This is a genomic window from Methanoculleus frigidifontis (assembly GCF_030464345.1).
Lineage (GTDB): Archaea > Halobacteriota > Methanomicrobia > Methanomicrobiales > Methanoculleaceae > Methanoculleus_A > Methanoculleus_A frigidifontis.
This window is the reverse complement of sequence record NZ_VCYH01000004.1, coordinates 304093-325486: the sequence shown is the minus strand read 5'-3', so window position 1 is coordinate 325486 and position 21394 is coordinate 304093. Positions and strand designations below refer to the sequence as shown.

The window sequence follows — 21394 nt, the reverse complement described above, 5'->3', positions numbered from 1 at the left end:
GGTATGACAGACGGGACAGCGAGGTTCGACCGGGAAGGCGCACAGCGCATGGACAGGATCGCAAAGACCGTCTTTGCCCCGGTCTATCCCGTGATCGCCGGGCAGATCCTTGAGCGGTGCGGTATTGCCCGGGGCAGGTGCGTCGACATCGGCAGCGGCTCCGGCTCACTTGCCATCGCTCTTGCCGGGATCAGCGGCCTTGCGATCACGCTGCTCGACTCGTCCCCGGACATGCTCTCGGTTGCGGCGGAGAATCTCCGGGAGACCGGATTCTCCGACCGCTGTACCCTTCTCAAGGCTGACGTACACAACATCCCGCTCCCGGATGCCTCCGTCGATCTGGTGGTCAGCCGGGGCTCCGTCTTCTTCTGGGACGACCTTCCCCCGGCGTTTGCGGAGATATACCGCATCCTCGCCCCCGGGGGCAGGACGTACATCGGGGGAGGTTTTGGATCCGCCTCCCTCCGTGATGCGATTGCCGCGGAGATGATCCGGGAGAACCCGGAATGGCAGACGTTCCGGGAGAAGAACCTGGGGCCCGAGAACCGGGAGCGGATCGGCAGAGTACTTGCGGAACTTGGTGTTCCACACAGGATCGTGAACGACGGCTCCGGCTTCTGGATCATGCTGGAGAAGGAGCAGTGACGGGGCGGCTTGAACCGGTTTTGCGTACCCGTCTATTCTCCTATTGATTGCCGCAGGGGCGCGCGCGCATCCCCTTTCCCGTCGCGGCAGCTGCAGGTATGCAGCGGAATGCAGACCCTGCGCCCTGCTTCCTCGATATACCGCACGCAGACGTCGATACCGTACGCCGTGAGCAGGTTCTCCCGGGTGATCACGTCCTCAGCTCGCCCGTACGCAATCATTCTTCCGCCCTGCAGGACGGCGACCGAGTGCGAGATCATAAAGCCGTGATCCGGAAAGTGGGTACTCATCAGCACGGCGATCCCCCCGGCGGCGAGACGGTCTATCGTTGTTATCACCCGCATCTGGTTTCCGAAGTCGAGGTGAGACGTCGGTTCGTCGAGAATGAGCATTGCCGGTTCCTGTGCAAGAGCCCGGGCAATCATCACCATCTGCGACTCCCCGCCCGAGATCTCGGCGATCGATTTCTCCCGCAGATGTGTGATCCCGATCCGGGAGAATGCTTCGTCCGCCTTTGCATAATCCTCCTCCTTCGGAACGGCAAAGGTTGCAATATGCGGAGCCCTGCCCATCAGGACAAAGTCCAGTGCGGTAAACGGGAATACGGTGTTATGCACCTGGGGCACGTAGCCGATCTGTCGGGCGATCTCTTCGGGCCGCATTCCGGCAACATCCTGCCCGTTCAGGGATACGCGCCCGTTCTGCAGGCGGAGAAGGTTCATGATGCATTTGATCAGCGTCGATTTGCCGGTTCCGTTCCGCCCGAGAAGCGAGAGCACCTCGCCCTCCCGGAGGGAGAAGGTGATGCCGTCGAACTGTCGGGTTATGCCGTCGTAGGAGAACGATGCGTTGTCGACCTCCAGGATCATGTCCAACCCACCTTCTTTTTGGTCAGCAGATATGCAAAAAACGGTGCACCGATGAGCGCCGTCAGGACGCCGAGCGGGATCTCCGTGGCGGTCAGCGTTCGTGAGATATCGTCGACGACCAGCAGGAACGATGCCCCGAGGAGCGCCGAGGTAGGGATGAGCCGCCGGAAATCGGGGCCGACGAACATCCTGCCGACATGCGGGACGACAAGCCCGACCCAGCCGATGATCCCGCTGATACAGACCGCCGAAGCGGTGATAACGGTGGCGGCGACGATGATCACCCCGGTCATCCTCTCCGTATCGACACCGAGAGCACGTGCCTCCTCCTCGCCGACCGAGAGGAGATTGATCCGCCATCTGATGGCATAGAGGCAGAAACCCGCGATGAGGATGGGCGGGGCGACCGCGATGATGTCATCGTTCGACACTGCGGAGAGACTGCCCATCAGCCAGAAGACGATCGCCGGCAGCGTATCGTACGGATCCGCGAGATACTTGAGGAGGGAGAGAAAGGCGGAGAAGAGGGCGCCGACGACAATCCCCGAGAGGACGAGCACGAGTGTCGAGGTCGTCTTATAAACGCGGCTGATGCTGTAGGTCGCAACAACCGCGATAATTCCGAAGCAGAATGCGCTGAGCTGTATCATCAGCGGATTTCCCGACAGGAGAATGGCAAGAGCCGCCCCGAATCCGGCGCCCGATGAAACCCCCAGGATGTCGGGCGAGACGAGCGGATTTTTGAATAACCCCTGGAATGAGGCGCCCGCAACCGAAAGCCCGCCTCCGACGAGGAGTGCCCCGAGCACCCGCGGCAGCCGGATCTGGAAGATGACCGTGCTCTCGACACTCTCCCAGGTCTGCTCGAGCATCGGCAGATCGCACGGCTGGCCGGTGAGCAGCGGAAGCGTCCCGGAGATCGCTTCAAGAACGGCGTTCGCTGATCCGACGATCAGTATCCCAAGCGTGCTTACGGGATCCAGCATGTAGCGCCCGAAGAAGAGCGAGAAAAAGACGAGAAGTACCGGAAGGAGATAGAGCATCCGTTCAATGGAGATGGCTTTTGGGAACGCCGCAGCTGCGTTCGCTCTTCGGTGAGCGGTGACCGCGTTTCCCGGTGTATGACGATGATGTTCCTGTTCCTCAGTCACGGGTGTTCCCTTCCCGGAGCCGTTGGGAGGCTTCTGGTAACAATTGTTTCTGATATTTATTTAACACTTCGATTTTGTTAATTTATAAAAATTAATAGGCGGGTGAAAAAGCTGCAGGCGATCGCCCGGGACTGCCGGTCCGGCCGTACCGTGGGGCATTCGGCGGCAGAGACTGTTCTGATTCGTGCAGTCGTATCGAAGGCTGCGGTGTTCTGTGTCTGCTGCAGCAGAAAAGAGAGTTGTGAATGGATAGTGACGGAGGACAGCGCGCCGTCAGTCGATGCCGACGATGACTTCGGTCGCCTTGATGACGACGTAGGCTTCCTTTCCCGGGGCAAGGTTCAGATTGTCGGCAGACTTTCTCGTGATAATGGCCGTGATCTCGGTTCCCCCACCGAGATCGACGACAACTTCGGCGCTGACCGGTCCGCGCTCGATCTCTTTCACCGTTCCTTTGAACTGATTGCGTGCACTGATCTTCATAGGCGATCATCCGGGACTGATCGAATTTACTATTAAAAGTATGGGTGGTATGGTGCTTGCCGCATCAACGGGTGCTCCCCGCCGTCGGCATGCCGATCAGTCGCTTGCGGTGTATCGCCGCCTGAAGATAGATGGGGTGCCTGCACCGACCCCGCTGGCGGCGTCTGCCATCAGCGGCAGATCGCCTGCGGCGTGGCGGTTGATGAAGGGTGCGGGGGAGATCGGGGATACCGGATGCGTCTCCCGCCACTCCCAGATCGCATCCATCACGTCGCTTGCCGTGCTGAGGACACCGGCCGCCCCTACGTCGACCACGACGGGGTCTTCGAGCGACCAGCGTTCGATCACCGTATCAAGGAGCCGCCGGCGAACCGTCCAGACCATAGGCGGATGCGGGAGCGTGCAGAGCCGGTCGAGCTGCCCCGCCCAGACGACGCCCTGGAGCTCGAACCGCCCCACTTCATCGATGACCAGCAGATCGGTCTCTTCTGTGTCCTGAAGGGAGAGTGCCCTCCTCCCGAGGGCGAGCCCCTCGGGCCTGAAGCAGAATCTTCCATGAACCTCGCAGCCCGGGGAAGGATCTGTCGAACAGAGCATCTCCTGTCTCCCGGTGGCGAGGTCGACGAGGGTGAAGCCCGACCGTCTGCCGTCGCGGACGTGGCCGGGGGCGATCACTCCCCGGAGACGCAGATCGAGGCCGGTCATCAGCCCGAGCACCTGGTAGAGGAATGTCGTCTTGCACTGACCCTGTTCGCCGGTGATGATGAAGACCGGCGCCGTCTCTCTCATCAGGCACACCTTCCGGTATTGAGAGATACGGCTCCGGGAGACGAAGACCGGCGCGTGACGATTACCGGCGGTGCTGGTACTCCGGTAGACATACAGTATACCGTGAGCGTTCTGCTTTAATAATATTTTACATCCTAAATTTGTTAACGTCATTAATTTGACTTAACCTGGAATACTGCTGGACGGGTCAGAGGGCGTCATCGATATCGTCACTCCTCCCCCTGCGGTGTTTCACCGGCAGAATGCCGGAGGGAAACCTGCCGTGCTGCAGAAGAAGAGGGCGGATAGGCCGGGCACGCACCCTGCACTCCGCCGCATCAGTTAAGTAACGAAGCGGGACAATTGAATACGGAGTCGCTACTATGGCAGATCAGACAGAAGAAAAACAGGTCGTGCTGCACACGACCATGGGCGATATCGTGATCCGGCTCTATGCCGATATGCCGGTTACGGCAGGGAACTTTGAAAAGCTTGTCAACAAAGGATTTTATGACAAAACGCCTTTCCATCGGGTTATCTCGAAGTTCATGATCCAGGGCGGCGACCCGACCGGCACCGGCACCGGCGGTCCGGGATATACCATCGAGGACGAGTTCGTGAAAGGCCGCTCGAACCGCCGCGGCACTATTTCCATGGCCAACACCGGCAGACCGAACACCGGCGGGAGCCAGTTCTTCATCAATCTCGTGGACAACACCTTCCTCGACTGGGACAACCCCTCGACCCCGAGCGCTCACCCCGTCTTCGGGGAGGTTGTCCGCGGGATGGAGGTTGTCGACGCGATCGGCAAGGTGAAGACGAACAACGCCGACCGGCCGTTAAAGCCGGTCACGATCGAAAAAGCGGAACTGCTGTAGGGCGGTCGCTTCTCTTTTCCGGAAGGCTACCCGCAGGGGAGCGGCGGGGTGGGAGGAGGCTCACTCCTCGACCACTCCCTGGAGCTTCACCGCCGTCTCCTGCCGGGCTGCGGGCGGCCGCATCAGCACGAATGCGACGACGATCCCGATCACCGCGAGGAGGGCGACGTACGGGAAGACTCCGAGGTACGCTCCGGTGGAGCCTTTGATGAACCCGGCGAGCTGGGGGCCGGCGATCGCTCCGGCACCGTATGCCAGGAAGACCACGCCGTAGCATCGTGGGTAGTCGCATGTCCCGAAGTAGGAGGCCGTTGCCGTCGGGGCGATCGCCAGCCATCCGCCGAGGCATCCCCAGAGGACGGCGAAGGCCAGGATGTAGACCGGAACCGTCGGCACCTGCCACATCAGCAGGGACGCGGCGGCGATCAGGACGAAGGTCAGGACCGCCGCATTGCGGGGGTTCAACCGATCGGTGAGCGACCCGAAGACCGGCCGGCCGCCGCCGTTGAAGATGGCGAAGAATCCGACCAGCACGGTTGCGAGCGCCGCATCGATCTGCACCGCCTCGGTCCCGACCGGTTTGGCGATGGAGATCGCCATCAGGCCGGCCAGGCACCCGATGAAGTAGCAGATCCAGAGCCCGTAGAACGCACCGGTTCGCAACATCGCGCCGCGGTTGCACTCGCACGCGAGCGCGGCTCCCGGGGCGGGTACTGGCGGCGTCCAGCCCGCAGGAGTCCACCCCGGCTCCGGAAACCGGAGGGGCAGGGCGAGAAGCACCAGCAGGACGAGAAACCCTGCGCCGAAGATGCGGAACGTGGTCATCACCCCATAGGCTGTGATGAGCGCCCCTGCGATGTTCGCCGTCAGGAACGCCGAGAACCCGAACCCGAGCAGGGTCATCCCCACGGCAAGACCCCGCCGGTCGGGAAACCATCGGGCGGCGACGGCGACCGGCGCCCCGTAGGCTATTCCGACCCCGAGGCCGCCGATAACGCCGTAGACGACATACAGCATCTGGACGGAGGTTGCGGTCGAGGCGAGCAGCCAGCCCGCACCGGTCAGGACGCCGCCGAGGATCGTCATCGTCCGCGGCCCGAGTGTCTCGATGTACTTCCCGGAGAAGGGCATTGCTATCGCAAAGAACGCCAGGAAGACCGAAAACGGCAGCAGCACCTCGGCCGCCGTCACGGTCTCGCCCAGGGTTTCGGTGAAGTACTCGGTCAGGGGCGTGACGAAGACGCTCCACGAGTAGATGCTCCCGAGGCAGAGGTTGATGAGCAGTCCGAGCGTGACCAGCAGCCAGCGTCCCTTCTCGGGAGGCATACCGAATATTGTCGTATGTTCAGCCATAGGTTCCCTTTATGATTGTCGTGCCTCCTGGTGCGCGGGAGGAGGTTACTCCTCCAGCGTGGAGATATCACCGGGATCGACGCCGAGCTCCCGGGCTTTGAGGACCCGCCGCATGATCTTGCCGCTCCGGGTCTTGGGGAGCCGGTCGGCGTACTCGATCTCGGACGGTACGGCGACGGGGCCGAGCTCTTCGCGGACATGCTTTGCCAGCGCCGCCGTGAGCTCGTCGCTCTGGCTGCAGCCTGTGCAGAGGGTGACGAACGCCTTGATGGCATTGCCCTTCAGCGGGTCGGGTTTCCCGATGACCGCCGCCTCTGCCACCGCCTCGTGGGAGACGAGAGCGCTCTCGACCTCCGCCGTGCCGATGTTATGCCCGGCGACGACGATCAGGTCGTCGGCACGGCCGAGCACCATAATGTAGCCGTTCTCGTCCTTGACCGCCAGATCGCCTGCCGTGTAACAGCCCGGGATGGTGTTCCAGTAGGTGCAGTAGCGCTCGTCGTTGCCGTGCACTGTCCGCATCATCGACGGCCAGGGCTCCTTGATGACCAGAAACCCGCCGGTGCCGGGCGGGACGGGATTCCCCTCCCGGTCGACGACGTCGGCGACGACGCCGGGAACGGGTTTTCCTGCAAATCCGGGCTTCATCGGGTCGCCGATCATGGTGGTGATCATATGCATCCCGGTCTCGGTCTGCCACCATGTGTCCACGATCGGGCACCTGCTGCCGCCGATCACCTGATAATACCACTCGAAGGCCTCGGGGTTGAGGGGTTCGCCGACCGACCCGAGAACCCGCAGCGAGGAGAGGTTATACTTCTGCGGCCACTCTTCACCGTGCTTCATGAACATCCTGATGGCGGTCGGGGCGGTGTAGAAGATCGAAACACCGAGGTCCTGCACGAGCTTCCAGAACGCACCGGGGTCCGGGTAGTCCGGTGTTCCTTCGGTGATCACCACCGTCGTGCCGGTGGCAAGCGGCCCGTAGACGACGTAGCTGTGCCCGGTGATCCAGCCCGGGTCGGCGGTGCACCAGAAGATGTCGTTATCTTTGACGTCGAAGACGTGCTTGGTCGTGTAGTAGGTGCCGACCATGTAGCCGCCGCAGGTGTGGACGATACCTTTCGGTGCTCCCGTCGACCCGCTCGTATAGAGGATAAAGAGCGGGTCCTCCGCATCCATGACCTCTGCCGGGCAGCCCGGTGCGGATTGCTCCAGCAGCTTGGCAAAGTCCACGCCGCGCCCGGCCGGGGGCGTCGCAGACCCGCTCCGGTTCAGTACGATGACCGTCTCGACACTCGGGGCGTCGGCGAGGGCCTCGTCCACGATCTCCTTGAGAGGGATGATCTTCCCCCGGCGGTAGCCGACGTCTGCGGTGATGATCGCCTTTGCTCCGGCATCGTTAATGCGCATTCGCAGGGCTCCGGCACCAAAGCCGCCGAAGACAACGCTGTGGACGGCGCCTATCCGGGCGCAGGCGAGCATGGCGACGATCTGTTCGGGAACGAGCGGCATGTAGATGCAGACGCGGTCGCCCTTCCCGACGCCGAGGGCGGCAAGTCCGTTTGCAAACCGCGTGACGTCCTCGTAGAGCTGCTGGTAGGTGAGCGTCCTGCTCTCGCCCGCATCGCCCCGCCAGACGATCGCCGGTTTGTCACGGCATCCGTCGGTGAGATGCCGGTCGAGGCAGTTTCTGGTGATGTTCAGTTTGGCGTTCGTAAACCACCTGGCATACGGCGGGGTCCACTCCCGCACCCGGTCCCACGGTTCGAACCAGTCAAGCTCGCGGGCGAGCATCTCCCAGAACCCCTCGGGGTCTGCGAGAAATTCCCGGTAGGCAGATGCATAATCCGGTGTCCATGCGGTCTCCCTGAACCGTTGATCAGGCATGTAGTGCTTTTCATCGAGCTTCACGTCGAAGGTTTCAGTCATCTCCCCTCATTCCTAAATGATTAATCATGACATTTTCGGTCGGCGATCCCGGACTGCGGACGATCGCATGGACGCAAAAATGACATCATTCTTCGGGGTTCTCCGGTTTCCCGGAAATATACGCCCGATCTCTCTGGTACGCTACGGTGTCATCTCCCGGGGCAAACCGGTCACCCGGGCAGGTTTCTCTGGCCGGCCGTGCTTCGTCTGCAGCCGGACCGAATTCTACATGATTAATAATGTATAATCTTTGATAAACCTTCTGGTCGAAACCGGGATGAAAGCCTTTCGCCGACCCGATATGGTATCGGCAGGCTGCGATCCGGTGGATCGGTTACAGCCAGTCCTTCCGCAGCATGATGGCGGCCAGAATGCCGGAGATGACCAGCGAGACGAGAACGATCTCCAGAAACCCGCCAGGGTCGTTCTCGAGCGGCACCGGAACGTTCATGCCGAGGAAGCTTGCGATCATCGTCGGGACGGCGAGGATGATGGTGACGGCGGTGAGAAACTTCAGGATGCCGTTGAAGTTGTTGGAGATAATCGATGCAAATGCGTCCATTGTCTCGGTGAGGATGGTGCTGTAGGTGTTGGCCATCTCGATCGCCTGCCGGTTCTCGATGATGACGTCTTCGAGGAGATCGGTGTCGTCGGGATACATCCGCAGGGGCTGGAACTTGAGGATCTTGTCGAGCACGAGGGCGTTGCTCCGGAGCGACGTCGAGAAGTAGACCAGGCTCTTTTTCAGGTTTAAGAGCTGGAGCAGCTCCCGGTTCCGGAGGGACCGGTGCAGTTCCGCACCGAGCCGGTCGGATATCCGCTCGATCTGCCGCAGGTACTGCAGGAAGTACGAAGCGTTCCGGAAGAGGATCTGCAGGACGAACCGCGTCTTCTTAAAGGTGTAAAAACCCCTGACCCGCCCGGTTGCAAAATCGTTTACGATGGTGTTCTCGGCCAGGCAGACGGTGACGATAGCATCGCCGGTGACGACGATCCCGAGCGGAATAGTGGTGTAGAGGATAGTCTCCTTGGGATCGGGGATGGGAATATCGATGACGACGAGTGTGAAACCGTCTTCGGTCTCGATCCGCGGCCGTTCTTCTTCGTCGAGGGCGGCCCGGATGTAATCGGGCGGTATCGATAGGATTTTGGTGACCTGTGCAATCTCGTCCGGGGTGGGGGCGACCATGCTGACCCAGATTCCCGGACCGAACCGGTCGGCCGTCGTGATACGGGGTTTGCCGTCCTCGTCGATAGTCCTGTAGATCCGAAGCATGCGAGGTCGCTCCTTCTCGTTTCCCGGGTGAAATCCGGCATACCGTGTAAGGAGTCCTGCCAGATGAATCCTCTGATCCGGCACCTCCGCTCCGGGAAAGGTGCAACGGCAACGGCCGGGTGGTCTGCCCGGGAAAAAAAGGTTAGAGTACCAGGATCAGCGGTGCAAAGACCAGCGCGACCATGCTCATCAGTTTCAGGAGAATATTGATGGCAGGGCCGCTCGTGTCCTTGAAGGGATCGCCGACGGTGTCACCGACAACTGCGGCTTTGTGAGCGTCGGAACCCTTGCCGCCGAGGTGGCCTTTCTCGATGTATTTTTTGGCGTTGTCCCAGGATCCTCCGGCGTTTGCCATGGTGATGGCAAGCAGGAACCCTGCGGAGAGCGATCCGACCAGAAGGCCGCCGAGCGCATCGGTGCCGAGGACGAACCCGACGACGAGTGGTGCGGCGACGGCGAGGATGCCGGGCAGGATCATCTCACGCAGAGCAGCGTTGGTGGAGATGCCGATACAGGATGCGTAGTCTGCCTCTGCCTTCCCTTCCATCAGGCCGGGGATCTGCTTGAACTGGCGGCGGACCTCGTGGACGATGCTGTAGGCGGCCTTTCCGACTGCCATCATGGTGATGGAGCAGAAGAGGAACGGCAGCATGGCGCCGATGAGGAGGCCGATGAAGACGTTCGGGAGGGAGACGTCGATGGAGGTGAGGCCGACGGCCTGAGTATAGGCGGCGAAGAGTGCGAGTGCGGTCAGCGCCGCGGAGCCGATGGCAAAACCCTTGCCGATAGCGGCGGTGGTGTTGCCGACGGCGTCGAGCGTGTCGGTGATCTCACGGACATCGGGCTTCTGGTGGGACATCTCGGCAATACCGCCGGCGTTGTCCGCGACAGGGCCGTATGCGTCGACGGAGAGGGAGATGCCGAGCGTCGAGAGCATACCGACCGCCGCAATGGCGATGCCGTAGAGGCCTGCAAAGTAGTAGGCGACGTAGATGGCGGCGGCGATGATCAGGACGGGGAGGACGGTGCTCTCCATACCCTTGGCAAACCCGGTGATGATGGTGGTTGCAGAGCCGGTCTCGGTAGACTTGACGATGGCAAGCGTCGGTTTGCGCTCAAAGGACGTGTAGTACTCGGTAATGAGGCCGATACCGAATCCGGCTATAAGGCCGGCGATCGTCGCGTAGAAGACGCCGATGTACTCGGGGCCGAGCATGAGGTTGACGAGCAGGTACGTCGAGATGACGACCAGCACGAGACCGACGAGGAGACCCTTGTTGAAGGCCATGTGAATGGCGCTGCTCTCGGTCTTGTTCGTCCTGACGAAGAACGACCCGATGATGGCGCTGATGATGCCGACTGCTGCGATGAGCAGCGGGAGCAGGATGACGTTGAGAGGCGCGATGTTCGGGAACTGGACGGCGGCAGCGGTCGCGCCGAGCACCATGGTGGCGATGATCGAACCGACGTAGGACTCATAGAGGTCGGCGCCCATACCGGCGACGTCACCGACGTTGTCACCGACGTTGTCGGCGATGACGGCGGGGTTGCGCGGGTCGTCCTCGGGAATGCCGGCTTCGACCTTTCCGACGAGGTCAGCACCCACATCTGCAGCCTTCGTGAAGATACCGCCGCCGACACGGGCGAAGAGTGCGATCGAGCTCGCACCGAGACCGAACCCGGTGACGATGGCGAGGATGTCGGTCTGCGGCAGGCCGGTGAAGGTGCTGATGACGATATAGGCGATTGAAAGCCCGAGCAGGCCGAGACCGACCACGGACATGCCCATGACCGAGCCGCTGGCAAAAGAGACCTTGAACGCGTCGGCAATGCCTCGCCGTGCGGCGTTCGTCGTGCGAACGTTCGCCATGGTCGCGGTGAACATGCCGATGTAGCCGGCAGTCGCCGAGAGCAGTGCGCCGAGCACGAAGCAGGCGGCGGTAAGCGGGTGGATTCCAACTGCGAGTATAATCGCCAGAACGATGACGAATACTGCGATGGCGCGATACTGTTTGTTCAGGTACACCATTGCTCCCGTGTGGATGGCGGCAGCAATCTTCTGCATGGTGTCGGTACCTGTGCCCTCCTTCCTGATTGCAGTATAGGAATATCCTGCAAAAAGGAGAGCGACGACGGCACACAGTGGTGCCAGGTAGACCAGATAGTCCATCTCTCTACATTCCTCCGGTTGGGTACCATAATTAAAGGAGGAGCGGCTTAATTAAATCTATGGAAATAAAATTACGGGAAACGTACGGATTCAGCTGAAATCCAGAATTTCCGGCTGCAATGTCTCAAGATCGATCACCACCGCCCGGCCGGGTGTCGGGTTTATATTCATCTGTTTTTGAAACGCGGTCTGCGACTGCCATGTTCCTGTGTTGACCCCGAGGACGCCCCGGTATTTTGTTATTCCGCAGATATGAACGTGGCCGGTGTGCAGGATCTCGGGCAGCGGGTCGATAACCAGCCGGTCCTGTTTCATGGCGGCGATCGGCGTGCGCATCCCGTAGGTGGATGCAAGCAGCCGCCGTTTGAGCATCTCCTCCATAATCTCCCCGGGCCGCTCATAGGATGCGCCGGGGATGAGGCCGATCATATCGTCGATAGACCGGCCGTGATACATCAGCACCCGCACCCCCTGGAGACTGACAAGGCAGGGGTTTTCTACCATCATGCAGTTCTCCGGAAACCGGGCGGTGAACTCCGGCGGCAGTGCAGGCTGCGGTTCGGCCATGCGCACGACGTCGTGGTTGCCGGGTGCGAGGACGATCCGCAGGCGGGACGGCAGGTCGCGCATCATATCCGCAAAGACGTCGTACTGCTCGTAGATATTTCTGATGGTAAGTTCGTGCTCCTGCCCCGGGTAGATCCCGATACCGTCCACGAGGTCTCCGGCGACCAGGAGGTAGGAGGCGTCCGCATCCTGCAGCCAGTCGGCGAACCGGTTCCAGGCGTCCTCGAGGAATGTATCGCTCCCGACGTGAACGTCGGAGATCAGCACCGCTTTGCCCTGCCGTTCGCTGGTGTAGGGAGCGTGTTTGAGCGGGATATCCGGGCGAAAGAGCTGTTCGGCGAAGAAGAGTCCGCCGTCCTGCGAGAGTTTGCCCTTCACCCCGAGCACTTCGTCGGGGAGGATCCTTTCGGCGTCGGCGAACATCTCGTTGCGCCCTTTGTTGAAGAGGACCAGGATAGTGCCGGTCGGATCCTCGAGTTCCACGAGTCGGTGCCCCTTTGCGGTCGTCCGCACCTCGACGACCATCCCGATGACGGTGCATTCCTGGTCGTGGTAGCGGTGCGGGGAGGTGACCAGTGCTTCTATCGGCATCGAGTTTGTCCGGCTGCGGATGAGCGAGCTTAAGCGGTTGTAACGATCGCGAAAATAGTGGACTGCGTCCTCGAAACCGCTGACGCTGCCTGTCGTGCCCGGGCTGCCGACGATCACCTCGATCTCAGGATCGACAAGGAAACGGGTTCCGTCCCGCTCCTTCTTCAGTCCCGGTATGTGCTGTACCGAGACGACGAGCGCATCGCCGGGGATCTCTGCGATGATACGGTCTATCAGCGCAGGATCGTCCTGTTCTCTGATATAGTGAACCACATCAGGGTGGACCTGGAGCTTCGTGGCAAGGAAACGCTGCACGATCTCCCGTTCGGCGAGCATGGAGGTACCTATTGTCACTGCCTACGAATATGGCTTTATCTTTCGTCCCGTTCCTGCCTGCGAGGGTTGTTCCCTCCTGCTTTTCGCGACCCTCCTGTTCTGCGGGAAACGTATGTATACGAGCGGTATGATATTCATTACCAGCAGATATGTCAGAGTCTACTGTGCTGCAGCGTGCGGCAGCAGCCATACAGGCGTTTCGCACCAGCTCCCATCCGGCGGCATCCCTGGCGCGGGATCTCCTCTGGGTCGTGGCGGTCGTCGGCAGTATCGCCCTTCTCCTCTACCTTGTGGCGGGGACGTGGCCTGCCGTCGTCACGATAGAGTCGGAGAGCATGGTGCCGCATATGAACGTCGGCGATCTGGTGCTGGTCGTGGACAAAGACCGCTACGGGCAGCTCACCACCTGGGCCGAAGGAAATCTGACGGGATATACGTCGTTCGGAGACTATGGAGATGTCATCATCTATCGCCCGAACGGGGCGGAGGACGTCCATCCGATCATCCATCGTGCCATGATATACCTCGAGGCGTCGGAGGTCTCGGCCTCGCCGCTCGCACAGGCCTATGCCGACCCGCACGGCGGCTACATCACCAAAGGCGACAACAACCCGACGATCGACCAGGGGATGTACTTCGGCGGCATCGGTGTGGTCGAACCGGTCAGAGAGGAGTGGATTGTCGGCAAAGCCCTCTTCGCCGTTCCGCTCGTCGGGTACATTCCCCTGCACATCGTTGAATTTGCCATCATCGTCATCGTCGTCATCCTGATCCACGACTTCGTGCTCGGGCGGCGGAAGGGCGAGGAATAAATCCCCTGATTATCGTGAACTACTGATACGGTGCTGATATCGATGCAACAGCTACTTGACGACGTTCTGGCCGGCCACCGCCTCACCGAAGAGGAGGCTGTCCGGCTGATGAAGACCCGGGATCGCGGCGTTTTTGCGATTGCAGCCGCGGCAGACGAACTGCGTGAGAGAAAGGTCGGGGATGTGGTGACCTACGTCCGGAACCAGAACATCCACGTTACGAACATCTGCAAGAACCTCTGCGGGTTCTGCGGGTTCGGCAAACGGGTCGGCGACCCGGAGGCGTTCTGTGATGACGCCGAGACGATCCTCTGGAAAGTCGATCAGGCTGTGGAGCACAACGTCACCGAGATCTGCCTCCTTTCCGGCGTGCACCCCGATTATACGCTCGATTCCTACGTTGAGATGATAGGGTGCGTTCACGAAGCGGCGCCGCAGGTGGATATCCATACGGCCAGCCCGGACGAGATCGCCTGGGCTGCACAGCAGAGCGGCGTCACCACAGATGAGGCGATCGACCGGCTCCGTGCGGCGGGGCTCGGGACGCTGCAGGGCACTGCGGCCGAGATCCTGGTCGACGAGGTGCGCAGCACCATCTGCCCGAAGAAGTGCGACACCGCGACCTGGGTGCGGGTCATCAAAGAGGCGCACGAAAAAGGTGTCCGCTCGACGGCGACGATTATGTACGGCTCCTGTGAATCCGTCGAGGATCGTGTCCGGCACCTCGCGATCCTCCGCGAGATCCAGGACGAGACCAGGGGGTTCACCGAACTTGTGCCCCTCTCCTACCTCCACGAGAACACCGCCCTCTACCGCCGGGGACGGGCTCCGGCCGGCGCCACCGGGCGCGAGGATCTCCTGCTCTTTGCGGTCGCCCGGCTCTTCCTGGACAACTTCGACCACATCCAGATCTCGTGGGGCAAGGTCGGGAGCAAGCTGGCGCAGCTCGGCCTCCTCGCCGGCGGCGACGACCTCGGCGGAACGATGTTCTGCGACGACGTCAGCGTGACCGCCGGCGGTGAGAGCGCCGATTATCTCGATCCGGCGGAGATGGAGCGGATCGTCGGGGATATCGATCGCCGGCTCGTCCAGCGGACGACGACCTACGAGCCGGTCTGAGACGTTTTCTCTGCTCTCTCTTTTTTCCCGGGCCGATCGATCGCCCCGACCACGAGCACGTGCGAAAGATGCGTCAGCGCCTGGGGGAAGTTGCCGGGCATCACCCTGCCGACGCCGTCTATCCCCTCCGAAAAAAGGCCGAGAGGGCTTGCCGCACGGGAGGCTCGTGCATACCGGTCTTGAGCCCGGCACCTGCCATGCAAAATGGAAGTTTTTAGGTGTTGAATAGAGACCATTAGTATAAGCAATCTGTCTTTCGCCCTCTGCCGGGAGAGGGTGGGTGAGCAGGGATATTCTGGAGGATCATGGGCTTTCTGGACAAGATATTCGGGTTGAATACAGACGCCTTGATCGGCGAAGGCAGAAGGCATGCCGAGCAGGGGGAGCACGATGAGGCGCTCCGATGCTTCGACGAGGCCATCGGGCTCGACCCGCAGGCACTCTCCGCATGGTACTGGAAAGGCCGGGTCATGCAGCAGAACGGCCGCAGCCAGGAGGCTCTCCAGTGCTTCTACGCCGTAATCCGGGGCGAATCCAGGAATACGGCCGCCTGGAACGGCATGGGGCTTGCGCACCGGGCGGAAGGAAACACCCGGGATGCCCTGAAGTGCTTTGAGAAGGCAACCCGGATCGATCCCGATGACGCCAACGCCTGGCATAATATGGGATTTGTCCTGATGGATATGGGCAAAAATGATGAAGCAGTCCGGTGTTTTCAGAAAAAACTCCCGATAAACCCTGAAAATGCAGAGTCTTGGTGCCAGAAAGGAAATGCTCTGCGGGATCTCGGGCGGTACGAGGATGCGATCGCGTGCTATTCCATCTACCTCGATCTCTATCCGAAAGACGGCGCTGCATGGGTGCAACTCGGGGGCGCTCTGCGGATGATGCACCGCTACGGAGAAGCCGTCGCCTGCTTCGACCGCGCAATCAAGGTCGACCGAAGCGACGCCGGTGCCTGGAATAACAAGGGTGTCACGCTGAAGAGGATGGGGGATGTCAGGCAGGCGCTCCGGTGTTTCGAGCGTGCCCTCCGGGCCGATCCCGATAACGCCGTTGTCTGGTCGAACAAAGCACTTGTCCTCCATGATCTTGAGCGGGACGAAGAGGCAGCCGGGTGCTACCAGCACGCCCTCGAGCTCGACCCGGAAAATTCCGATATCCTGTACCGGCTTGCCACCGCCTACGACAACCTTGGCAGGTGGAGCGACGCCCTCCGCTACTATACCAGGTTCCTGAACGCCCGGCCTGAGAACGGCTATGCCTGGTTTCGGGCAGGAGTTGCGTTCCAGCAGGAGGGCGATCACGCCACAGCGGTCCGCTGCTTCAACAAGGTGATCGGCCTTGACGGGAGCGACGCCGACGCCTGGCACCACATGGGGCTTTCACTCCAGGCCCTCGATAATGGGAAGAAGGCTGAAGCATGCTTCCGGAAGGCACGCGAGCTGATGCTGCAGTACTAGAGTGTGCCCTCTTTACATCCGTTCAAGCGCCTCTCTTCCGCTCATGCCGACCTCGACGCGGCGCTGCGTCGCGTGGAGGTTGGCTGCCACAACCTCTCCGTCCAGCAGATCGCTGATACGCTCGATCTCTATTCCCTCCCCGGCATGAACCACCGCTGCCGGTATCCCGAGGTTTTCGAGCGCTTCGATATCGAATCCCGCCGTCCCGATCATGCCGTCCTCGGTGACGGCAGCGAGCAGAACCGTTGATCCCACCGGGATCGTATACCCGTATGCGTCTTTATACTGAAGCCGGATCCGTTCATGCATCATTTCCTGCTGCATACTGCCCGAAGTGGGTACACGTGCTAATAAGTGTATGCCTCTACCCGGGAGTGCGCCAACCTTATCATTGGTGGTGTGCAATCCTTCGTAGCCATGTGTGGCAGTGGAGAGTATGGCAATGACTGAGATGCGACGGCTCCTCGACGACGTGCTGGCAGGTCACCGTCTCACTGAGGACGAGGCCGTCCGGCTGATGAAAGAGCGTGGCCGGGGGGTCTTCGCGATTGCGACGGCGGCGGATACGGTGCGCGAAGAGAAAGTCGGAGGTGTGGTGACGTATGTTCGGAACCAGAACATCAATGTCACCAACCTCTGCATCAACGCGTGCGGATTCTGTGGTTTCTCCAAAAAGCCCGGAGACGAGGGTGTCTACGAGTACGGTCGGGAAATCATCCTTGCGAAAGCCCGCAAAGCTCTGGAACGGGACGTTACCGAGATCTGCACGGTGAGCGGCCTGCACCCCGACTTTACGGCACAGTCCTACAGCGATATCATCGGGTGGATCCGTGAAGGCGCTCCCGGTGTCCACATCCATGCCAGCAACCCGATGGAAGTAGCATACGCAGCGAAGAAGAGCGGCATGAGCACCGAAGCGGTGCTCCGTGCGATGCAGGAGGCGGGGCTTGGAACCCTCTGCGGGACGGCGGCGGAGATCCTGGTCGACGAGGTGCGCAGTGTCATCTGCCCCGGCAAGATCGGCACCGCCGAGTGGGTGCGGATCGTCTGGGAGGCGCACCGGCTCGGTATCAGGTCGACGGCGACGATCATGTACGGCCACTGCGAATCCGTCGAGGATCGTGTCCGGCACCTTACGATCCTCCGCGAGATCCAGGACGAGACCGGAGGATTCACCGAGTTCGTGCCGCTTTCGTTCATCCATATGAACACGCCCCTCTACCGGGCGGGGCTCGCCAGGGCCGGTGCAACCGGGAGGGAGGATCTCCTGATGTTTGCGGTCTCGCGGCTGTACCTCGACAACATCGAGAATCTTCAGGTCTCGTGGGTGAAGCTCGGGGTGAAGTTTGCCCAGCTTGCACTGCTCGCCGGTGCAAACGATCTCGGCGGCACGATGTTTGAAGAGAGCATATCAAAGGGCGCCGGCGCCCGGGATACCGACTATCTTGACCCCGGGGAGATGCGTCGGATGGCGGAGGATCTCGCGCGGCCGCTCCGGCAGCGGACGACCCTCTACGAGCTCCTCTGACGGGCAGCGCGGACGACCCCGTCTCTCCCGGGGAAAACCCCGGTATATGGGAAGGAGAGACGTCCGAGAGCAGTCTGGCGTGAATCCGGCGGTTCAGGGTGAAAAAGAATCGGGTATTTTTATAAAACTGGCAAAATTTAAAATACTCCTCCCCCAATACCGGGGATGCTTACCCGGTGCTCTGCCGGATAGGGGGAATGAGAAGATGGTAAATGGTTTGATCGGACTTGCAATCCTGTTCTTTGTTCTGGCACTGGTATTCGCACTGCTCGGGGCACGGGGGATTGCAGGCATGTCGATGTCGATAGCAAAGTGGCTGGTGATCATCTTCATCGTACTGGCGATAATAGCGCTGCTCCTGTAGCGCCTGCCGGATACGGGAAGAGAGCACTGATCCCATAGACAGGATCCGCACCTCAAAATCACTCTTTTGAAAATCCTTCTGCCGATCTTGCATACGGAAAAGAAGGGTACCCGGGGTGCGCCGCCGCGCGCCTCAGTCCTCGGGCTGCAGGAACCGAACAATGGAATCGGCAATGTTCCTGGCCTTCTGCATCGCCCGCCCATCCTTCCTGATGTCTCCCGGGGCATACCCCTTCCCGCAGACGTAGCCGAGATATGAGAACTCATGGGTGTTGAGGAACCCTTCGATGGTCTCGAGCGCCCTCTCGCAGCCCCTGTCTGCACAGACAGTCACTGCGACGCCCTTTCTGCCGGCGAGCTTCCGGTCATGGTAGAGGGAGTAGGTTCTGTCGATGAAATTCTTCAGGTGCCCGTTGATGTCGTAGTAGTAAGTCGGGGAGCCGAGAATCAGTACCTCGCAGTCCAGAACTTTCTCCATGATCGCAGCCCAGTCATCGTCTTCCGCGACGCACCATTTCCGCTCCTTGCAGACCTCGCACCCGGTGCACGGCCGGATCTCCTTATCGGCGAGGGTGATGTACTCCGTCTCGATTCCTGCCTCTTTCACCCCGTCCAGGATGACGTTGATGAGTTGTGCTGTGTTTCCATTCTCCCGCATGCTGCCTGAAATGCCGAGAACCTTCATACTGTATCCTTGTCACTCTCGTTCTTGATTGTTTTGATATCTGCATGCAGCCCGAGCGAGCAGAACGCAGCAACGAGTTCTTCGGTGGGACATTCGGGTCGGTAGAAGAGGTGCGAGGTGCAGGCACAGTCGCTACAGCCGAAGCCGGGCACCGCCTCCCCCCCGACGGCACGGGCGAGACCGCATTCGAGGGGCATACCGGTCGGTGCGGAGACAACGGCGGTGAGCGAGAACCCCGGGTCGAGCAGCAGGTAGTCTACGTGCCACCGGGGTGGTCTATCCCGTCGGCAGGCGAGGCGGATGTGCCGTTCTGCACGGGCAAGACCCCCGCTTCCGAGGGCGGAGCCGACATAGACGTGCCACCCGCCTGCAAACGCTCTGGCACCCAGACTGCCTACCCGGATCTCCCGAAGACTGTTGGTAAAGACGAGGCAGTAAATACCCTTATCCATAGGTCCGCATGAGTTCGCGTGCGGCGGCGATGTGTTTGTGTCCGCCCACAGCTACCGGCTCACCGTGGCCGGGGTAGAGCCCTTCGATCTCCAGATCTGCAAGACGGGCGAGCGAGGCGGCGAGCGCGGTGCGGTCGCCGCCGGGGAAGTCGTACCTGCCGAACGACCCGCCGGTAAAGACCGTGTCGCCCGAAAAGAGGGTCTGCTCATCACAGTCGTAGAGGCAGATGCATCCCGGCGTGTGCCCGGGGGTGTGCAGCACCGTGAGGCTTCCTACCCGGTCGCCTTCCTGGAGGATACGGTCGGGAACAACGGCCGGTGCTCGTGCCCCGAAGAGCATGGCAAGGTTCCGTGCATCTTCGGTGAGGCCGGGTGCATCCAGCGTGTGGATGCAGACTGTAGCGTCACACATCCGGGCTATCTCGACCACGTGGGCGGTGTGGTCGTAGTGGCAGTGGGTGAGAATGATTGTATCAATCTGATCGCGAAACTCTGTGAGCTTCATCGGAAGAACACCCGCATCTACGAGAATATTTCCGTAAACGAATGAATTGGCAGCCTGGAGGCCGTCTGTTATCCACCGGACCGGCATGCACAATAATAAGGATTCCAGACAAATGTTTCTTATGCACGATACCCTGATCAGAGCATGCCTGAAGGGGGTTCCGCCCGAGGTCGAGGCGATAGCACGAGATGAAGGGCAAAACCCGCACCACGCGGCGCGAGCAGTCACCCGTGGACGTGTTGTCGTCCCTGCAAATCCACTCCGGCCGCACCGCCTCTGTGCCATCGGCGAGGGGTGCCGGGTGAAGGTCAACGTCAACGTCGGGACATCCGCGAACCTCTGCAATCCCGATCTCGAGGTCGAGAAGGCCGGAGCAGCACTGGCTCAGGGTGCCGACGCAATCATGGACCTCTCGACCGGGGGAGATCTTGCCGCCATCCGAAGACGCATTCTCGCGCTGGACGCACCGGTCGGGACGGTCCCGATATATGAGGCCGTCCGGCGTGCCGGAAGCGCCGCCGACATTGATGCGGACACCCTCTTCTCCGTCATCCGGGAGCACTGCCGGCAGGGTGTCGACTTCCTGACCCTCCACTGCGGAGTGAACCGCGATGCGCTCGATGCTCTGCACCTCGATCCCCGGGTCATGGGCGTCGTCAGCAGGGGCGGAGCGTTCCATGTCGCTATGATGGCGGCTACGGGGGAGGAAAATCCTCTCTATGCTGAGTATGACTACCTGCTTGAGATCCTGGCCGAGTACGACGTCGTCATCAGCCTCGGGGACGGGATGCGCCCGGGCGCGCTCATCGATGCAACGCGCCTTGCGAAAGCGACGGAATACCTCACTCTCGGCCGGCTGGCGCAGCGCGCTCTTTCTGCCGGTGTCCAGCGAATGATCGAGGGACCCGGGCATATTCCCGTCGAGCAGATCGGCCACAACGTCCGGATGCTCAAAGAGCTGACCGAAGGAGCGCCTCTCTATCTTCTCGGCCCGCTCGTCACCGACCTTGCACCCGGCTACGACCACGTGGTCGCGGCGATCGGCGGTGTCGTTGCCTGTCAGAATGGGGCGGACTTCCTCTGCATGGTCTCCCCGAGCGAGCACCTGGCGCTGCCCCGCGTTCAGGACATCGAGGAAGGAACGCGGGTCGCCCGGATCGCCGCCCACGTCGGCAACATGCTTCGGAACTATCCGGGCAGCAGGAACCGGGAGATGCGGATGGCGGAGGCACGCCGGAGCCTCGACTGGGAGGCACAGTTCGAGGCGGCGCTCTTCGGCGACACCGCCCGCACCATCCACGAGCGCGACGGCGACCTCGATACCTGTTCGATGTGCGGTGACCTCTGCGCCGTCAAGATGGTGCGGGAGATCTTAAACCCGCCGGAGAAGCGGTAGCCCTGGTTCCGGGCTATAGTAGTGTACCCTCCTTCGTCACCCGTTTTGGTTG

Annotated in this window: 21 protein-coding genes; 8 read left to right on the top strand and 13 right to left on the bottom strand. The window is 61.1% G+C overall.

Annotated elements, in window-relative coordinates:
• Positions 1-3 precede the first annotated feature (3 nt).
• Positions 4-645, top strand: coding sequence for a class I SAM-dependent methyltransferase (locus tag FGU65_RS08180; RefSeq protein ID WP_301663946.1), 642 nt, complete (start codon positions 4-6; stop codon positions 643-645).
• Positions 646-677: 32 nt separating this feature from the next.
• Here the strand turns inward: FGU65_RS08180 and FGU65_RS08175 are convergent, their stop codons facing one another.
• The 4 genes from FGU65_RS08175 to FGU65_RS08160 form a co-directional block, all read right to left on the bottom strand.
• Entirely contained in the window at positions 678-1514 is an 837-nt protein-coding gene (locus FGU65_RS08175; protein ID WP_301663945.1) for an ABC transporter ATP-binding protein, read from the bottom strand.
• Positions 1511-2665 (bottom strand): FecCD family ABC transporter permease, encoded by a 1155-nt coding sequence (locus tag FGU65_RS08170; protein WP_301663944.1) that lies wholly within the window; start codon positions 2663-2665, stop codon positions 1511-1513. Before FGU65_RS08170 ends, FGU65_RS08175 begins: the two co-directional genes overlap by 4 nt.
• Before the next feature lie 273 nt (positions 2666-2938).
• Complete coding sequence (locus FGU65_RS08165; protein WP_301663943.1) at positions 2939-3148, bottom strand: TOBE domain-containing protein; 210 nt, start codon at positions 3146-3148, stop codon at positions 2939-2941.
• A gap of 96 nt (positions 3149-3244) precedes the next feature.
• Positions 3245-3937: a nucleoside-triphosphatase gene (locus FGU65_RS08160; protein WP_301663942.1), complete on the bottom strand. Its 693-nt coding sequence runs from the start codon at positions 3935-3937 to the stop codon at positions 3245-3247.
• A 362-nt stretch (positions 3938-4299) separates the two neighbouring features.
• On the opposite strand from FGU65_RS08160, the gene FGU65_RS08155 reads away from it, so the two are divergent.
• Positions 4300-4794, top strand: a complete 495-nt coding sequence (locus FGU65_RS08155) for a peptidylprolyl isomerase (protein ID WP_301663941.1) — start codon at positions 4300-4302, stop codon at positions 4792-4794.
• Positions 4795-4854: 60 nt separating this feature from the next.
• Here the strand turns inward: FGU65_RS08155 and FGU65_RS08150 are convergent, their stop codons facing one another.
• From FGU65_RS08150 to FGU65_RS08130, 5 genes are all read right to left on the bottom strand, one after another.
• Positions 4855-6147, bottom strand: a complete 1293-nt coding sequence (locus FGU65_RS08150; protein WP_301663940.1) for an L-lactate MFS transporter — start codon at positions 6145-6147, stop codon at positions 4855-4857.
• A gap of 45 nt (positions 6148-6192) precedes the next feature.
• Positions 6193-8079, bottom strand: a complete 1887-nt coding sequence (acs, locus tag FGU65_RS08145; protein WP_301663939.1) for an acetate--CoA ligase — start codon at positions 8077-8079, stop codon at positions 6193-6195.
• 334 nt (positions 8080-8413) lie between these two features.
• The gene (locus FGU65_RS08140; RefSeq protein ID WP_301663938.1) at positions 8414-9355 is read right to left on the bottom strand and encodes a magnesium transporter CorA family protein; all 942 of its coding nucleotides are present in this window, start codon (positions 9353-9355) and stop codon (positions 8414-8416) included.
• A 142-nt stretch (positions 9356-9497) separates the two neighbouring features.
• Entirely contained in the window at positions 9498-11525 is a 2028-nt protein-coding gene (locus FGU65_RS08135; protein WP_301663937.1) for a sodium-translocating pyrophosphatase, read from the bottom strand.
• A 90-nt stretch (positions 11526-11615) separates the two neighbouring features.
• Positions 11616-13019 carry a DNA-directed DNA polymerase II small subunit gene (locus FGU65_RS08130; protein ID WP_301663936.1) on the bottom strand — a complete coding sequence of 468 codons (1404 nt, stop codon included), beginning with the start codon at positions 13017-13019 and terminating at the stop codon, positions 11616-11618.
• A 149-nt stretch (positions 13020-13168) separates the two neighbouring features.
• Here FGU65_RS08130 and FGU65_RS08125 point away from each other — a divergent pair, with 149 nt between their 5' ends.
• The 3 genes from FGU65_RS08125 to FGU65_RS08115 all read left to right on the top strand — a co-directional run bounded on the left by FGU65_RS08125 (position 13169) and on the right by FGU65_RS08115 (position 16413).
• Positions 13169-13831 (top strand): signal peptidase I, encoded by a 663-nt coding sequence (locus FGU65_RS08125; protein WP_301663935.1) that lies wholly within the window; start codon positions 13169-13171, stop codon positions 13829-13831.
• Positions 13832-13873: 42 nt separating this feature from the next.
• Positions 13874-14950 (top strand): 5-amino-6-(D-ribitylamino)uracil--L-tyrosine 4-hydroxyphenyl transferase CofH, encoded by a 1077-nt coding sequence (gene cofH, locus FGU65_RS08120; protein ID WP_301663934.1) that lies wholly within the window; start codon positions 13874-13876, stop codon positions 14948-14950.
• Between the two features lie 305 nt (positions 14951-15255).
• Positions 15256-16413 (top strand): tetratricopeptide repeat protein, encoded by a 1158-nt coding sequence (locus tag FGU65_RS08115; RefSeq protein WP_301663933.1) that lies wholly within the window; start codon positions 15256-15258, stop codon positions 16411-16413.
• Between the two features lie 12 nt (positions 16414-16425).
• Here the strand turns inward: FGU65_RS08115 and FGU65_RS08110 are convergent, their stop codons facing one another.
• Positions 16426-16737, bottom strand: coding sequence for a YunC family protein (locus tag FGU65_RS08110; protein WP_301663932.1), 312 nt, complete (start codon positions 16735-16737; stop codon positions 16426-16428).
• A gap of 118 nt (positions 16738-16855) precedes the next feature.
• On the opposite strand from FGU65_RS08110, the gene cofH (FGU65_RS08105) reads away from it, so the two are divergent.
• Entirely contained in the window at positions 16856-17941 is a 1086-nt protein-coding gene (cofH, locus tag FGU65_RS08105) for a 5-amino-6-(D-ribitylamino)uracil--L-tyrosine 4-hydroxyphenyl transferase CofH (protein ID WP_301663931.1), read from the top strand.
• A 205-nt stretch (positions 17942-18146) separates the two neighbouring features.
• On the top strand, positions 18147-18305 hold the full coding sequence (locus FGU65_RS08100) for a DUF1328 domain-containing protein (RefSeq protein WP_301663930.1): 159 nt from the start codon (positions 18147-18149) through the stop codon (positions 18303-18305).
• A 132-nt stretch (positions 18306-18437) separates the two neighbouring features.
• On the opposite strand, the gene FGU65_RS08095 is transcribed toward FGU65_RS08100, so the two are convergent.
• The 3 genes from FGU65_RS08095 to FGU65_RS08085 are packed head-to-tail and all read right to left on the bottom strand — an operon-like array spanning position 18438 to position 20033.
• Positions 18438-18989, bottom strand: a complete 552-nt coding sequence (locus FGU65_RS08095) for a flavodoxin family protein (protein WP_301663929.1) — start codon at positions 18987-18989, stop codon at positions 18438-18440.
• Entirely contained in the window at positions 18986-19441 is a 456-nt protein-coding gene (locus FGU65_RS08090) for a GIY-YIG nuclease family protein (protein WP_301663928.1), read from the bottom strand. The genes FGU65_RS08095 and FGU65_RS08090 overlap by 4 nt, the downstream gene beginning before the upstream one ends.
• Positions 19434-20033 carry an MBL fold metallo-hydrolase gene (locus FGU65_RS08085; protein WP_301663927.1) on the bottom strand — a complete coding sequence of 200 codons (600 nt, stop codon included), beginning with the start codon at positions 20031-20033 and terminating at the stop codon, positions 19434-19436. Before FGU65_RS08085 ends, FGU65_RS08090 begins: the two co-directional genes overlap by 8 nt.
• Positions 20034-20058: 25 nt before the next feature.
• On the opposite strand from FGU65_RS08085, the gene thiC reads away from it, so the two are divergent.
• Positions 20059-21342: a phosphomethylpyrimidine synthase ThiC gene (gene thiC, locus FGU65_RS08080; protein ID WP_301663926.1), complete on the top strand. Its 1284-nt coding sequence runs from the start codon at positions 20059-20061 to the stop codon at positions 21340-21342.
• Positions 21343-21394 lie beyond the last annotated feature (52 nt).